This is a genomic window from Buttiauxella noackiae ATCC 51607 (assembly GCF_001654865.1).
Taxonomy (GTDB): Bacteria; Pseudomonadota; Gammaproteobacteria; order Enterobacterales; family Enterobacteriaceae; genus Buttiauxella; species Buttiauxella noackiae.
Genome location: NZ_LXEO01000008.1, coordinates 214,291 through 229,187, shown reverse-complemented (window position 1 = coordinate 229,187; position 14,897 = coordinate 214,291). Strand labels below are relative to the sequence as shown.

Below are 14,897 nucleotides of genomic sequence, written 5' to 3'. Positions count from 1 at the left end.
ATTAGTTGGATTGCTCAAGCTGGGATAACTTCTCTACGCGACGAATGAAGTCGGCATCCTGGACAAACTCAGCCTCTAAAAAAGCAGCAATGAGATCGCGAGCCAGCCACGGGCCAACAATTTGCGCGCCAATGCACATGACGTTGACGTCATCGTGTTCGACAGACTGATGTGCTGAATGGACGTCATGGCAGACAGCGGCACGAATACCTTTCACCTTATTTGACGCAATCACCGCGCCCACACCGGTACCACACACCAGGATTCCGCGTTTTCCGTTACCCTCACGGACTTTGCTGCATAAAGCGTAAGAAATATCAGGAAAATCCACAGGTTCCGGGTCATGACTACCAATATCTTCGAGTTCATACCCACACTGGCGTAGCCATTGAGAGAGTTCTTGTTTGAGATGAAATCCGGCATGATCGCTACCAATTACTATCTGCATCTGTCTTTCCTTTTGAGTGAGTTTTAGTTTGCAAATGGGGCTCCGCCTACCATGCGAATGGTGGCGCGACGGCGAAAATCGGCCCCAATCTCAAAATGGCGGCCCAGTAATTCATCGGCTTTTTCTTCGTTGCGATCGACGATGGCGGCAAAAATGGCGCGATGGTGATCGATAAGAAACTCTTCAATACCTTCGAGTTGAATAATCTGTTCGCGTCTGTCGAGGTGGGATCGATGCATCAGCACACTGATCGATTGATACATATTGATAAGCGTTGGGGAGCCTGAAGCATTAACGATGGCTTCATGGAAACGAAAATCAGCAAGACCGCCTGATTCAGGAATATGGATGGTATCGACGATATCGCTAAGACATGCGGCCAGGCGGTCGTAATCACTCTGAACAGCCCTGCGGCAGGCAAGGCGCGTTGCCTGGCGTTCAATCGCGATACGTGCCTGCATCACGTCATCAACCACGTTTGGCTGGTGTGCCAGAACAAAGGTGAAAAACTCGCCCAGGATGGAGACATCTGGTTTAGTTACAACCGTCCCCACTCCATGCCGGATTTCTACAGCACCGATCATAGCTAATGCTCTTAGCGCCTCACGTAATACTGGCCGGCTAACCCCAAGCCTTGCAGAGAGGTCGCGTTCAGGCAGCAAACTGTCTCCAGCTTTGAGCTCTCCGGAAAGTAATTGCTCACGCAAAAATTTAACAACCCTGTCGTAGCCGCTGATGTGTTCCGTCTTTTCACGACTGATTTGCATACAATATTACCAGTGGTCTGTAGTGGTAATACCAATGGTAGATATGTTAATGAAATATTAATGTGATGTTGATCATTTTTTAAATTGATCATTATGTGATCAACCTTGCAGATGATTTAAAAAGCGCTGATATCAGAACTGGTGGGTGAAGCGTTGCTGATGAAGGGGTAAGCCTGGAGTGGTAAACGACAGAAACGAAAAAGCCCCAGCTTATTTCTAAGCTGGGGCTAAAATGTTGGTGGAAGCGTAGAGATTCGAACTCTAGAACCCTTTCGGATCGCCGGTTTTCAAGACCGGTGCCTTCAACCACTCGGCCACGCTTCCAACGAGGCGAACTATAAACATACCCAAACTGCATGTAAAGAGCGATTTTGTTCGTTCGCCTGAAAAATCATCAAATCTGGTTTATTTGTTTGAAACATCAACAAATAGAAACGAAAAAGCCCCAGCTTATTTCTAAGCTGGGGCTGAAATGTTGGTGGAAGCGTAGAGATTCGAACTCTAGAACCCTTTCGGATCGCCGGTTTTCAAGACCGGTGCCTTCAACCACTCGGCCACGCTTCCAACGAGGCGAACTATAAACATCCCCATACTTCATGTAAAGCACGATTTTGTTCGTTCGCCTGATTAATCACCAATCCCGTATCGTTTGGGTAAAACTACAACAATTTGATTGGTTTAACAGCAGATATTACCTGTTATTCCCGCCCCACTATCAGTGCTTTTTGATGTACATATCTTTGGTGTAATAGAAGCCAAGATTATTTGGCGCGTACCCACCGACATAAGGTTTCACTAACTGGACTAAAACATAGTGGTAGACCGGAATGGCTGGCACATCTTTCGCCAGCAGGTCTTCGGCTTGCTGATAGAACTTGCCGCGATCTGCAACATTGTCGGCCTTAGCCGCATTATCCAGCGCCTCATCGTAAGCCGCATTACTGAACTTTGAGTTATTCTCGCTATTACCGGTACGGAAGGTATTCAGGAAGGTGGAAGCATCGTCATAATCAGCAATCCACGCATAGCGCACGACGTCAAATGTCCCGTTGTGCATGGTATCGAGCATGGTTTTCCATTCCTGATTTTGCAGCTTCGCTTCAACACCCAGATTTTTGCTCCACATCGAGCTGACTGCAATGGCTATACGCTTGTGATTTTCAGAGGTGTTGTAGAGCAAATTAAAACTCAATGGATGTGATGCATTGAACCCCGCCTCTTCAAGCAGTTTTTTGGCTTCAGTTACACGCTTCTCATGGCTCCAGCTTGCGTACTCAGGGGATTTTATCTCTACACCGCCAATTTTCTTCTGGCTGACCACCCAGGCAGGGATTTGTCCCTGCCCTAACACTTTTTCAGCGATGATGTCTTTATCTAGCGCCATATTCAGTGCCCGGCGTACACGCGGATCATTGAAAGGCGCTTTGGTGGTGTTGAACTCGTAATAATAAGTCGCCAGTTTCGGCGTAACATGAACCTGATCAGGAATGGATTTTTTTAACGAGCCGAACTGTGTTTGCGACAAAGTATAAACAATGTCTATCTCTCCCGCTTTATAGCGATTGATATCCGCAGTTTCAGACGCGATCGGCAAATAAGTCACTTTATTGATAACGGTGTCGCTGTCGTCCCAGTACTGCTTGTTACGCAAGCCAATAACTTTTTCGTTCACCACCCATTGTGAAAGCGTATATGCACCGCTGCTAACGAAATTACCCGGCTGCGTCCACTTATCACCAAATTTCTCAACAACCGATTTATCAACTGGCACCAAAGATGGGTGAGCCAGCATGGCAAGGAAAGCAGCCGTCGGTTGTGTCAGAGTAATTTGTAGCGTATTGGCATCGAGCGCTTTAACACCCAAAGTATCAGAGGCTTGTTTTCCAAGTGCAATATCCGCCGCATTCGCGATATGCATACCACCGAGATAACTCGCATATGGGGAGGCGGTTTTTGGGTCGGCCAGGCGTTGCCAGCTCCAGACTACATCTTCGGCAGTAATCGGCTCACCGTTGGACCATTTAAGGCCAGGGCGAAGATGAAATGTCCAGACGGTGTTGTCTTTCTCTTCCCATTTTTCAGCAAGCCTAGGTTCAATCGAGCCATCGTTGCGCACGGCCACTAGCCCATCAAAGAAGTCACTAATAAGATTGAACTCAACATCACTTTCGACTTTATGAGGATCAAGCGAGGCTGGCTCACTGCCGTTGTTACGTACTAATTCCTGTTTCGTAGCCAGTTCTGTTCCTGCTGGCACATTGGCAGCCCAGACCCCAGAAATTGCACAAGCAACGCCAATAGCGACAAACGATCTGATAATTGTGATGTGGTTATTTGCTTTCATTAAACACGCCTTATTTGAGTTATTAACGACGGTACGGTTAACACTCTTAGCATCCGAAATGATTAAAGCAATAATTTTCAGCTACATATAAGTGAGTTTTATGACAGATATCGAATCTGTGAATTAAATCAGAGCAAGGTAAAGATGGGTAAAAGGGCTTCCTTGCAATAAAGGAGGCTATTATTCTCACTCACCATATACACCTGTAATAAGAGAGAGTTTCTGAATGGATCGCATAATTACTTCCTCGCGTGACCGTTCGTCACTGCTAAGTACCCACAAGGTACTGCGTAATACCTATTTCTTGCTCAGCCTGACGCTGGCGTTCTCTGCGATTACCGCAACCGCAAGCACCGTGTTGATGCTGCCATCTCCAGGTCTGATTCTGACGCTGGTAGGTATGTATGGTCTGATGTTTTTAACTTACCGTCTGGCTGATAAACCGACGGGTATTCTTGCTGCTTTTGCGTTCACCGGCTTCCTGGGTTACATCCTCGGCCCAATGCTTAATTCCTACATCTCTGCCGGTATGGGCGATGTGATTGGTATGGCATTAGGCGGCACAGCGCTGGTGTTCTTTAGCTGCTCGGCTTATGTGCTGACCACCAAAAAAGACATGTCTTTCCTCGGCGGTATGCTGATGGCAGGCGTAGTCGTGGTGTTGGTGGGTATGGTTGCGAACATCTTCCTGCAACTGCCTGCTCTGCACCTGGCAATCAGCGCAGTATTTATTCTGATCTCTTCTGGCGCGATTTTGTTTGAGACCAGCAATATCATCCGTGGTGGCGAAACCAACTACATCCGCGCAACGGTAAGTTTGTATGTTTCTCTATACAACATCTTTATCAGCCTGTTGAGCATCCTGGGCTTCGCAAGCCGCGACTAATCGCTGTTTGTTCCCCATCCAAAGCCTCGCTATCGCGGGGCTTTGTTTTTTCTGATACGCCAAAATTTGCTACACTGCCGCCAGTTTGTCTGGAGCAAAGAATAATTATGTTGATGTTTGAAGGCCGAGAAATAGAAACAGATGCCGATGGCTATCTGAAAAATAGCAAGGAATGGAGCGAGCCGCTTGCCGAAGTTATCGCCGCTAATGAAGGCATTACCCTTGCAGTTGAACACTGGGAAGTAGTGAGATTCGTGCGCGAGTTTTACCTCGAATTTAATACCTCCCCGGCAATTCGAATGCTAGTCAAAGCAATGGCTAACAAATTCGGCGAAGAGAAAGGTAACAGCCGCTATCTGTACCGTTTGTTCCCAAAAGGACCGGCTAAGCAGGCGACAAAAATTGCTGGCCTGCCAAAACCGGTGAAGTGCATTTAGTAGCGAATACTAAAATCAGTCCACTGTTGATCGGGTTGATGCGGCTCCGTCAGTACTTTATCAACCCGAGCGCTGCGCGGCCCTCCTGATTTTAGCCACGCGATAAGTTTATCAACCTGCTGCGCTTCGCCGCAGGCTAATACCTCAACGCTGCCATCATCCATATTACGGGCATAACCGGTTAACCCCAGTTTTAGCCCTTCACGCTGGGTGCTGTAGCGAAACCCAACCCCCTGAACCAGGCCGTGGACCCAGGCAAGTGTGCATACTGTGGCCATAACTTCCTCCGTTTCGGGTTCTTGCGTTGCATTTAACCGGTCTAACCCGGAAAATGGCGCCAAATTCTTAGCAAGAAAGCATAGCAAATTATGAGTGTACGTTTAGTGTTAACCAAAGGGCGCGAAAAATCGTTATTGCGCCGTCATCCGTGGGTGTTTTCTGGTGCTGTTGCACGTATGGAAGGCAAAGCCAACCTCGGTGAAACAATTGATGTTGTTGACAGCAATGGCAAATGGCTGGCACGCGCCGCTTATTCCCCATCTTCGCAAATCCGTGCACGCGTCTGGACTTTCGATGCTAATGAAAGTATCGACATCGATTTCTTCACTCGTCGTTTGCAGCAGGCACAGGTCTGGCGTGAATGGCTCGCCGCTCGTGACGGGCTGGATAGTTATCGTCTGATTGCTGGTGAATCTGATGGTTTGCCCGGTGTGACGATTGACCGCTTCGGCAATTTCCTTGTGCTGCAATTACTTTCCGCTGGTGCTGAATATCAACGCCCTGCGCTGGTTGCTGCTTTGCAAAAGCTCTATCCGGAATGCGCTATTTACGACCGTTCCGATGTTGCGGTGCGTAAGAAAGAAGGAATGGAACTGGCGCAAGGCCCGGTCAGCGGTGAACTGCCACCTGATTTGTTGCCAATCGAAGAACACGGCATGAAGTTGCTGGTCGATATTAAAGGCGGCCATAAAACTGGTTACTACCTTGACCAACGCGATAGCCGCTTTGCGACTCGCCAATATGTGAAAGATAAGCGAGTACTGAACTGTTTCTCATATACCGGTGGTTTCGCGGTTTCCGCACTGATGGGTGGATGTCGCCAGGTTGTCAGTGTTGATACCTCTCAGGATGCCCTGGATGTTGCGAAGCAAAACGTTGAGCTGAACAAACTCGACCTGAGCAAAGCTGAATTCGTGCGTGATGATGTATTCAAACTGCTGCGCAAATACCGCGATCAGGGTGAGAAGTTCGACGTAATCATTATGGATCCACCAAAATTTGTCGAAAATAAGAACCAGCTAATGGGCGCCTGCCGTGGCTACAAAGATATCAACATGCTGGCAATTCAGTTGTTAAATCCGGATGGTATTCTGATGACGTTCTCTTGCTCTGGTTTAATGACGACAGATTTATTCCAGAAAATCATCGCTGATGCCGCCGTAGATGCCGGGCGTGATGTACAATTTATAGAGCAGTTCCGTCAGGCGGCCGATCACCCAGTGATCGCTACCTACCCGGAAGGGCTGTATTTGAAAGGGTTTGCCTGTCGCGTCATGTAACTTGAAAAATGGAATGTTGCCCGCACATTAATGGCAGGTAATGTTTCTCAGGAGGTGACTATGATTGCCAGCAAATTCGGCATAGGCCAGCAAGTACGACACTCTTTGTTGGGTTATCTGGGGGTAGTGGTCGATATCGACCCGGAATACTCTCTGGATGAACCAGCAGAAGATGAACTGGCCGATAACGATGCCCTCCGCAGTGCCCCCTGGTATCATGTAGTGATGGAAGATGATGATGGCCAGGCAGTGCATACCTATCTTGCTGAAGCCCAGTTAAGTGGGGAGTCACAAGACGAGCATCCCGAACAACCGTCGATGGATGAATTGGCGGCTTCGATACGGCAACAGCTTCAGGCACCTCGCCTGCGTAATTAGCAAAAACCCCGCAATCGCGGGGTTTTTTATTATTTAGCCAGTCCTAGTCTTGGTATTTCAATCGCCGGGCATTTATCCATCACCACATTTAATCCGGCATCTTGCGCGAGGACAGCAGCCTGCTCATTAATCACGCCCAACTGCATCCATAACGTTTTGGCGCCGATGGCTATCGCTTCGCGCGCGACTTCCCATGCTGCTTCCGAATTTCTGAACACGTCAACCATATCGACTTTCTTAGGGATGTCTGCAAGTGAGCCATAACCTTGCTGCCCTAGCAGGGTTTTACCCGCCACTTTTGGGGACACCGGGATCACTTCATATCCTTGATCGAGCAAATACGCCATCACCCGATAGCTTGGGCGATCTGGCTTATCACTGGCTCCCACCAGCGCAATTGTTCGGGTGTTTTTTAGAATAGTTTCGATATCAACCTGTTTCATCACTCTCTCCGCAGGGACTCAGTAACTAGAAGTGTATGCCATCCGTTACTGACTCACCATCTTTCCCATACACAGGTAGTAGAGCAATTTTCGGGAATATGTCTATATGTTAATGAACCGCCCATATGAAAAACTTTGAAACATTCAGTAAGGGATGGTCCTATTTAACCTCAGGCAGGAGAAATTGATGAGAACCGTGTTCTTTATCGCACTATGTTGGCTCCTTCTTTTGCCTGGTGAATCGAGGGCGACAACCCTGCGCCTGTCCACCGAGATCGACTTGCTGGTACTGGATGGGAAAAAAGTTTCCAGTTCCTTGCTAAGAGGTGCTGATAGCATTGAGTTGGACAATGGTCCTCATCAGTTAGTCTTTCGTGTGGAAAAAAATATCAGGAGCAACACACGAGATCAGCGTCTTTATATCTCCCCTCCTTTAGTGGTTACTTTTAACACTAAAGAAGTCAGCCAGGTAAATTTCAATATCCCACGTATTGAAAATGATAAAGACAGCGATGAATTTGACCTGGCGCCCAATCTTCAGTTGCTTGATGGTGATGCTGCGGTAATCCCATTGAAAGTGGATATTTTGCCGGTAAAAATCACACCACAGGGAATTGATTACGAACGGGATACTCAGTTTTACAACAAGTCCGGGAAAACTGCGGCGGTAAAAGGGTTCGCTACGATGATGGCTGACGATAGCGAACTACTCTCGAAAACATCTGAACTCGACACTCCCCCTCGTCAATCCGATACATTAATCGAGCAGCGCCTCAGATATTGGTTTCTACAAGCAGATAAACCTACCCGCGACCGTTTCTTGCAATGGGCAAAAGATAATCCAACGCAATAATTGACTTCCAAATCCTGCATTTTTGACACCCTTCTCTTGCAGCATCAGTGGCTTCCAGTAAGCTGTAGCCAATATAAATCAATCAGGATTAACCAATGGAATTAACGACCCGCACCCTGGCGGAAAAAAAACATATTGCGCTGGTTGCGCATGATCACTGCAAAGATGCGTTATTGAAATGGGTTGAGCGCCATAAAGCCAATCTTTCTCATCATGTATTGTACGCAACCGGCACCACTGGAAATCTCATCCAGCGCGGCAGTGGCCTGGATGTCAACGCCATGTTAAGCGGCCCTATGGGCGGCGATCAGCAAGTCGGTGCTTTGATTTCCGAAGGGAAAATTGATGTGCTGATTTTCTTCTGGGACCCGCTTAATGCAGTTCCACACGATCCTGACGTTAAAGCATTGCTACGTCTGGCAACTGTGTGGAACATACCTGTTGCAACTAACTTATCAACCGCCGATTTTATTATTCAGTCGCCGGGTTTTAATCAGGCAGTTGAAATTTTAATCCCCGATTACGCACGTTATCTGGCAGAACGACTGAAGTAATTACGGTCGATTTGCTGCGGGCACGCCAAGATTTTTCAGGATATCGACAAAACTGGACGGTTCCTGTTTGTTGAATAAAAGCCAGACTCGATGACGTGCCCGCGTCATCGCCACATACAATAATCGCCTTTCTTCAGCATCTGGATAATCTTCCGGCTGCGGCAACAATGCCTCTTCCATTACCGATTCTCGCGCCAGTGCCGGGAAACCATCTTTCCCCTGCTGCAGCCCAAGCACTACAACATAGTCAGCCTGCTGCCCTTTGCTGGCATGAATAGTCATAAAATCAATGGCGAGCTTTGGCCAGCGTGTTGCGGCCTTTTCCAGAATCGCAGGGCGTAAGTGATGGTAACGGGACAAAACGAGAATACGCTGCTCCGGTTTCACATATCCGCTCATCTTATCCAGCAGGGCTTCAAGCTGATCATCAGCCAACAATGTAACGGATTTTTTATCGCCTTTAGACAGACTATTTAATGGCTTAGCTAATTGATGCGGATTTTGCTGTACAAATAGATTCGCTATTTCACCTATGCGATCATTGAAGCGGTAAGTGGTATCTAATGCGCACTGGTCTGCATCACCAAAATGGTGAGCAAAGGCGGTTGTTAGCGACATTTCTGCACCACTGAATCGATAAATTGCCTGCCAGTCATCACCCACCGCATATAACGAAGTATGCGAGTTTTGTTTTCTAAGTGCCGCAAGAAGCGCTGCACGCTGTGGCGAGATGTCCTGAAATTCATCCACTAAAATATGCTTCCACGGACTAATAAATCGCCCCTTTTCCAGCACATTAATAGCCTGATGAATCAAGCCCGAAAAATCGACTGCGTCTTCCGCTTTCAGCGCTGTTTTCCAGCTTTTCAGTAAAGGGGCCATCAGCTTGACGCGTTTGGCAAAGAGATCGCGGATTTCGTCAGGCGCTGCGGCAATCATTTCTGCCTGCGAACCCCCATGCATACGCATTAACCCCAACCAGCGATCTAAACGGCTTGCCAGACGTTTAGCTAATCGTTCATCTTTCCAGTATTCACCTTCTGGCACTTCCCATTGCAACTCATCTCGTAACCATTCCCGCCAGCCTTTTGCCTGTGCTTTTTTCTCACCACACTGCTGTTGCCAGCTTTCAATTAGCAATTGGTGGCGTGCCGTGGTGTCGGATTCCAGCTCGCTAACCCGTGGCACTTTTTTGCTTCCTTGCTGAATAATATGCAGAGCAAGAGCATGAAACGTACGCGCGGAAATAGCATCGGTATTCAGGCGTTCAGCAATTCGCTGATCCATCTCCTGCGCGGCTTTGCGCCCAAATGCCAGCAACAGGATTTGATCTTCACTGGCTTCGCCACGTTGTAATAGCCAACCGGCACGAGCAACCAGAATGGAAGTTTTGCCACTCCCCGCCCCCGCGAGCACTAATAGTGAATCTTCGCCATTGACGACGGCACGAGCCTGCGAAGGATTCAGCGGAGAACTTTCGATGCGCTGGAAAAAGTCAGCATATTTTTCCAGCATATGGTTGGTAAAAGCGGTATTGCGCTGATGGCGTCGCGTATCACCTTGTTCAAGCCAGGCTTTACAATGAAACCAAAGCTCGCGGCAATTTTCGAATTCATCAAGCCGTGCTAATGGCAGCGGTAGCGCTGAAAACGCAGCGCGAACATTTTGCTGTAGCGCCTGCATATCACTGCGTTTGAACCATTTCTCTTGCTGCACCCTGCGCGTTATTTCGGCATATTGCTGTTGTAGCACCTGAGCTGCCACTTCGCTCATTTCAGTGCTCCAGTTCTGCCAGCGTTCGTTCAGGTGATGATAGAAGTGCTGCGTTTCACTCCATTCCGTACCATGCAAACGCACGACTTTATCATCGGGTAAGACAAATTCCAGTTCGCCCCAAACCAGCCCGCGCTTGCAATTGATTGCGATTAACTGATTGAATGGAATAAGGTATTCATGACGATCGCCCTTTACCTCTACACCCGCAGTCAGTAATCTCACCCGATTGTAGGGATGTTGTGCTAAATGTTTGCCAAGGGAGGTCGCTTTCAATTCCATTACGCTTTGCCTGATCCAAAAAATGGTTGTGGTTAAGTTTACTCGCCGAAGGAATGACGCTCCAGGGTAAAAACGCGTTACAATTGCTGTGGTTATTCATTTATCTATATTCATGCCAACAAAGAGTGATTATGCGTACAGTCCTTAATGTATTGAACTTTGTACTGGGTGGTTTTCTCACCACTCTCTCTTGGTTGCTGGCCACTCTCGTCAGTATCATTTTTATTTTCACTCTCCCACTGACTCGTTCCTGCTGGGAGATAACTAAACTTTCGTTCGTTCCGTACGGCAACGAAGCTGTTCATGTTGATGAACTCAATCCACAGGGTAAAAGTGCCATCCTGAATACCGGCGGTACGCTGCTAAATATTCTCTGGCTGGTGTTTTTCGGCTGGTGGCTCTGTGTGCTTCATATCTGCACCGGGATTGCGCAGTGCATCACTATTATCGGCATTCCTGTAGGAATCGCTAACTTCAAGATAGCCGCGATTGCACTTTGGCCCGTTGGTCGCCGTGTTGTTTCTGTAGAAACTGCCCAGGCTGCACGTGAAGCTAATGCACGACGTCGTTTCCAGTAAAATTTGACAAGAATAGTGAGTATTAATGCTTAGCCCAATTCTGCGCCGCTATACCTGGAACAGCACCTGGCTCTATAACTTACGTATTTTCATTGCGCTTACGGGCACCGCTGCCTTCCCATGGTGGTTGGGCGAGGTCAAACTCACTATTCCGTTGACGCTCGGCGTTGTTGCGGCAGCTCTTGCAGATTTAGATGACCGTCTCGCCGGACGTTTACGTAATCTTCTGATTACTCTAATTAGTTTCTTCATCGCTTCCGCATCGGTGGAGCTGTTATATCCATGGCCCGTGCTGTTTGGTATCGGGCTAATGGTTTCCACGAGCGGGTTCATTCTTCTGGGTGGGTTAGGTCAGCGTTACGCCACTATCGCTTTTGGGGCGCTGCTTATCGCCATCTATACTATGCTCGGCATTTCTTTGTACGATCACTGGTATCAGCAACCCATTTTGCTGCTGGCAGGTGCCATCTGGTACAACTTACTAACACTTGCCGGACATCTTGTATTCCCGATTCGACCGCTTCAGGATAACCTGGCACGCTGTTATGAAAGCCTCGCACGTTATCTCGAAGTCAAAGCAACACTCTTCGACCCCGATATCGAAGAAGAAAGCCAGGCACCAATGCTTGAACTTGCGATGGCGAATAGCCAGCTTGTGACAGTTTTGAATCAAACCAAAGGATCGTTGCTGACGCGTTTACGCGGAGATCGTGGGCAGCGAGGCACTCGGCGGACTCTGCACTACTATTTTGTCGCACAGGATATTCACGAGCGGGCCAGCTCTTCTCACATCCAGTACCAGGCACTGCGCGATAAGTTTCGCTACAGCGACATCATGTTTCGCTTTCAACGCCTGTTAACCATGCAATCTCAAGCCTGTTTGCAGCTTTCACGTTCCGTTTTATTACGCGTGAAATATCAACATGACCCACGGTTCGAGCGGGCGTTTACCCATCTTGATGCCGCCATTGAGAGATTAAAAACGGATCAATATCTGGCAAGTGAGTTAAAAGCACTTGGCTTTCTGGTGAGTAATTTGCGCGCCATCGATGCTCAGTTAGCAACTATTGAGTCTGAACAAGCGCTCGCCGCTCCGCACAGCGATATAGAAAACCGCCTGTTAGATGATCGCTTAACTGGATTTGGTGATATGTGGCAGCGATTAAGACGCAATTTGACACCAGAATCTGCGTTATTCCGCCATGCGGTGCGCATGTCTGTTGTGTTGTGCGTCGGCTATATGTTTATTCAATTCACCGGGTTAAAACATGGCTACTGGATATTATTGACCAGCCTCTTCGTTTGCCAGCCTAACTACAGCGCTACTCGCCGACGCCTGGCTTTGCGTATTATCGGTACGTTGGTGGGCGTGGCCGTCGGGCTTCCCGTATTGTTCTTTGTGCCATCAATTGAAGGACAGCTTGTTTTAATTGTGATTACTGGTGTGCTCTTCTTTGCTTTTCGCAACGTGCAATATGCGCACGCCACCATGTTCATCACCTTGCTGGTATTGCTCTGTTTCAACCTGTTGGGCGAAGGGTTTGAAGTCGCAATGCCACGTATCTTTGATACCTTATTAGGATGTGCCATCGCCTGGGCCGCCGTAAGTTTCATCTGGCCTGACTGGCGTTTTCGCAGATTACCATTAGTGGTTGAGCGTGCATTTAACGCTAACTGCCGTTATCTGGACGCAATTCTTGAGCAATACCACCAGGGCCGTGACAATCGGCTGGAGTATCGTATTGCACGCCGGGATGCACATAACAAAGATGCTGAACTGGCTTCAGTTGTGTCTAATATGTCGTCTGAACCGCGTGTTTCACCGGAGATGCGGGAAACAGCCTTTCGCTTATTGTGCCTGAATCATACCTTCAATAGTTATATCTCAGCGTTAGGTGCACATCGTGAAAGACTGACCAACGAGGATATTTTACTACTGCTTGATGATGCGGTGTGCTACGTCGACGATGCACTTCATCACCTACCAACGGATGAAGAACGAGTTCAAAAGGCACTTCAGGGACTATCTGAACGCATAACCACACTTGAACCGCAACCAGACTCCAAAGAGCCACTTGTGCTTCAGCAGATTGGTCTGCTGGTTGCGCTATTACCAGAGATATCGCGCCTTCAACAACTTGTGTCACAACAACACGATTAACGCCTTTGGCGTTGCTCGTAATGATGTCCCCACTCGACCAACTCCTGGCGCGTTGCCGCCGGGAGTGCCGCCTCGTGAATTCCGCAAATAGCACCAGCTAATGCCAGCAATACCTGCACGCCAAGTCCTTTCTTAACACCCCTGAGCTTTATCCAGGAGCGCTTTGCGCCGTAGGCATGAAGGGTGCGCACATCAGCAATACCCACTTCCCACAGCATCATTTCCAGACTGTGCGTTAAATTAGGTAAATCTTTGAGTCTTTGCTGAGCACGCTGGCGGGATTTTTCGCGCCGGGCACTGAATAGAGCATCCATTGACAGTTGCACTAGCTTTTCCCGATCGCTCCACAACCCCTCATCAACGCGGTAATAATTGAGTTCGATAGTACGTCCACGTTTATTGTAAAGCAGTGGTTGTGAGGCTCGTTTAACAAAATAGACTTCCGTTTGTTCGCATGCTCGCAAATAGAGCTCCCCTTCAGAAACCATGGCAAATACAACGTTTTCTACCGTTAGGCTATATCCTCCAAATAGCGATCGGCAGCCAATCTCTCCTAGTGGAGATAAGTATTCTTTGGATTGATGAATCCTTGCATATGATTTATTTTTCATGAATATATCCCTAAATATCATGTAGTAACGCAGCATCACGGTTTATTACCACTCCCCGTAATACGAAAATAAGTAACCTAATCACTCACGGCAATCACATTCTCACTTTCCGTGGAATTACATGATGAAATTGCGAGACACTTTCCGAAATTTAGATTGATCTTTATCCAAACAGGCATTACTGTATATTCATACAGTAACCCATCAGGCGGGATTAACTATGCATTCACATAACGTTCTAACTCAGGTTGCCACTGTTCCCAATACTGTGCCTTCTGTGGCCCAGTCATCAGCAGGTAGCACAATTAAAGGGTTGATCAGTGAAGTGATCTACAGCGAAGATCAGCCATGGGTTACACAGCTGGTTTTATTGCCACTACTTCAACAGCTTGGGCAACAGTCACGCTGGCAGCTGTGGCTAACACCACAGCAGAAATTAAGTCGTCAGTGGGTACAATCAGCAGGTCTGCCGCTGGCAAAAGTTATGCAGGTAAGCCAGTTAGATCCACTTTTCACCGTAGATGCTATGGTAAAAGCGTTGCAGACAGGAAATTACAGTGTTGTTATCGGTTGGTTACCCAAAGAATTGACCGATGAAGAGCATTTGCAACTGTCATCTGCCGCCGAAATGGGGAATGCGATCGGCTTCATTATGCGTCCAACCCGTATCTCGGAAACAGGGTGTCGACCACGAAGTGAGCTAAAAATTCATTCTAGTTTGTATCATTAAGTAAATTTAAGAGAATTCCTGGAACTTTTTATGAACTCTTGACAATTCATTGTGAATTATCAAGAATCCGCGTCCCAAGCCGCTCCAGGCGGC

Annotated in this window: 16 protein-coding genes and 2 tRNA genes; 9 read left to right on the top strand and 9 right to left on the bottom strand. The window is 47.9% G+C overall.

All coding sequences use genetic code 11. The features are described 5' to 3' along the window. Position 1 precedes the first annotated feature (1 nt). The 5 genes from rpiB to M979_RS03330 all read right to left on the bottom strand — a co-directional run bounded on the left by rpiB (position 2) and on the right by M979_RS03330 (position 3,559). Positions 2 to 448, bottom strand: a complete 447-nt coding sequence (gene rpiB, locus M979_RS03350) for a ribose 5-phosphate isomerase B (protein ID WP_034456298.1) — start codon at positions 446 to 448, stop codon at positions 2 to 4. Between the two features lie 23 nt (positions 449 to 471). Then, the gene (locus tag M979_RS03345) at positions 472 to 1,215 is read right to left on the bottom strand and encodes a FadR/GntR family transcriptional regulator (RefSeq protein ID WP_034456299.1); all 744 of its coding nucleotides are present in this window, start codon (positions 1,213 to 1,215) and stop codon (positions 472 to 474) included. Between the two features lie 236 nt (positions 1,216 to 1,451). Further along, positions 1,452 to 1,539: transfer RNA gene (locus tag M979_RS03340), tRNA-Ser, on the bottom strand. Positions 1,540 to 1,691: 152 nt separating this feature from the next. Further along, positions 1,692 to 1,779, bottom strand: a tRNA-Ser gene (locus tag M979_RS03335). Positions 1,780 to 1,930: 151 nt separating this feature from the next. Next, entirely contained in the window at positions 1,931 to 3,559 is a 1,629-nt protein-coding gene (locus tag M979_RS03330; protein ID WP_064553709.1) for an ABC transporter substrate-binding protein, read from the bottom strand. A gap of 226 nt (positions 3,560 to 3,785) precedes the next feature. Between M979_RS03330 and yccA the strand changes: the two genes are divergently transcribed. Next, the gene (gene yccA / locus M979_RS03325) at positions 3,786 to 4,445 is read left to right on the top strand and encodes an FtsH protease modulator YccA (RefSeq protein WP_034456301.1); all 660 of its coding nucleotides are present in this window, start codon (positions 3,786 to 3,788) and stop codon (positions 4,443 to 4,445) included. A 107-nt stretch (positions 4,446 to 4,552) separates the two neighbouring features. Next, positions 4,553 to 4,882, top strand: a complete 330-nt coding sequence (gene tusE, locus M979_RS03320) for a sulfurtransferase TusE (RefSeq protein ID WP_064553707.1) — start codon at positions 4,553 to 4,555, stop codon at positions 4,880 to 4,882. Here the strand turns inward: tusE and yccX are convergent. Next, entirely contained in the window at positions 4,879 to 5,160 is a 282-nt protein-coding gene (yccX, locus tag M979_RS03315; RefSeq protein WP_064553705.1) for an acylphosphatase, read from the bottom strand. The two genes, tusE and yccX, sit on opposite strands and share 4 nt — an antisense overlap. Before the next feature lie 90 nt (positions 5,161 to 5,250). On the opposite strand from yccX, the gene rlmI reads away from it, so the two are divergent. Together rlmI and hspQ are read left to right on the top strand one after the other, a co-directional pair. Further along, positions 5,251 to 6,441 (top strand): 23S rRNA (cytosine(1962)-C(5))-methyltransferase RlmI, encoded by a 1,191-nt coding sequence (gene rlmI / locus M979_RS03310; RefSeq protein ID WP_064553703.1) that lies wholly within the window; start codon positions 5,251 to 5,253, stop codon positions 6,439 to 6,441. A 60-nt stretch (positions 6,442 to 6,501) separates the two neighbouring features. Beyond that, complete coding sequence (gene hspQ / locus M979_RS03305) at positions 6,502 to 6,819, top strand: heat shock protein HspQ (RefSeq protein ID WP_034456306.1); 318 nt, start codon at positions 6,502 to 6,504, stop codon at positions 6,817 to 6,819. 29 nt (positions 6,820 to 6,848) lie between these two features. Here the strand turns inward: hspQ and M979_RS03300 are convergent, their stop codons facing one another. After that, positions 6,849 to 7,262 carry a CoA-binding protein gene (locus M979_RS03300; protein WP_034456307.1) on the bottom strand — a complete coding sequence of 138 codons (414 nt, stop codon included), beginning with the start codon at positions 7,260 to 7,262 and terminating at the stop codon, positions 6,849 to 6,851. A gap of 187 nt (positions 7,263 to 7,449) precedes the next feature. Here M979_RS03300 and csgI point away from each other — a divergent pair, with 187 nt between their 5' ends. Further along, complete coding sequence (gene csgI / locus M979_RS03295) at positions 7,450 to 8,115, top strand: curli synthesis inhibitor (protein ID WP_034456309.1); 666 nt, start codon at positions 7,450 to 7,452, stop codon at positions 8,113 to 8,115. A 95-nt stretch (positions 8,116 to 8,210) separates the two neighbouring features. Then, entirely contained in the window at positions 8,211 to 8,669 is a 459-nt protein-coding gene (gene mgsA, locus M979_RS03290; protein ID WP_064553701.1) for a methylglyoxal synthase, read from the top strand. Here the strand turns inward: mgsA and helD are convergent, their stop codons facing one another. After that, positions 8,670 to 10,724, bottom strand: coding sequence for a DNA helicase IV (gene helD, locus M979_RS03285; protein ID WP_064553699.1), 2,055 nt, complete (start codon positions 10,722 to 10,724; stop codon positions 8,670 to 8,672). 131 nt (positions 10,725 to 10,855) lie between these two features. Between helD and M979_RS03280 the strand changes: the two genes are divergently transcribed. Together M979_RS03280 and yccS are read left to right on the top strand one after the other, a co-directional pair. Beyond that, positions 10,856 to 11,302: a YccF domain-containing protein gene (locus tag M979_RS03280; protein ID WP_034456313.1), complete on the top strand. Its 447-nt coding sequence runs from the start codon at positions 10,856 to 10,858 to the stop codon at positions 11,300 to 11,302. 25 nt (positions 11,303 to 11,327) lie between these two features. Continuing rightward, positions 11,328 to 13,463 carry a YccS family putative transporter gene (gene yccS / locus M979_RS03275; RefSeq protein WP_034456314.1) on the top strand — a complete coding sequence of 712 codons (2,136 nt, stop codon included), beginning with the start codon at positions 11,328 to 11,330 and terminating at the stop codon, positions 13,461 to 13,463. Here the strand turns inward: yccS and M979_RS03270 are convergent. Continuing rightward, entirely contained in the window at positions 13,460 to 14,074 is a 615-nt protein-coding gene (locus M979_RS03270; RefSeq protein WP_034457193.1) for a TfoX/Sxy family DNA transformation protein, read from the bottom strand. The two genes, yccS and M979_RS03270, sit on opposite strands and share 4 nt — an antisense overlap. 220 nt (positions 14,075 to 14,294) lie before the next feature. Here M979_RS03270 and sulA point away from each other — a divergent pair, with 220 nt between their 5' ends. Further along, a complete protein-coding gene (sulA, locus tag M979_RS03265; protein ID WP_064553697.1) occupies positions 14,295 to 14,804 on the top strand; it encodes an SOS-induced cell division inhibitor SulA in 510 nt (169 codons plus the stop codon). The last annotated feature ends 93 nt before the right edge of the window (positions 14,805 to 14,897 follow it).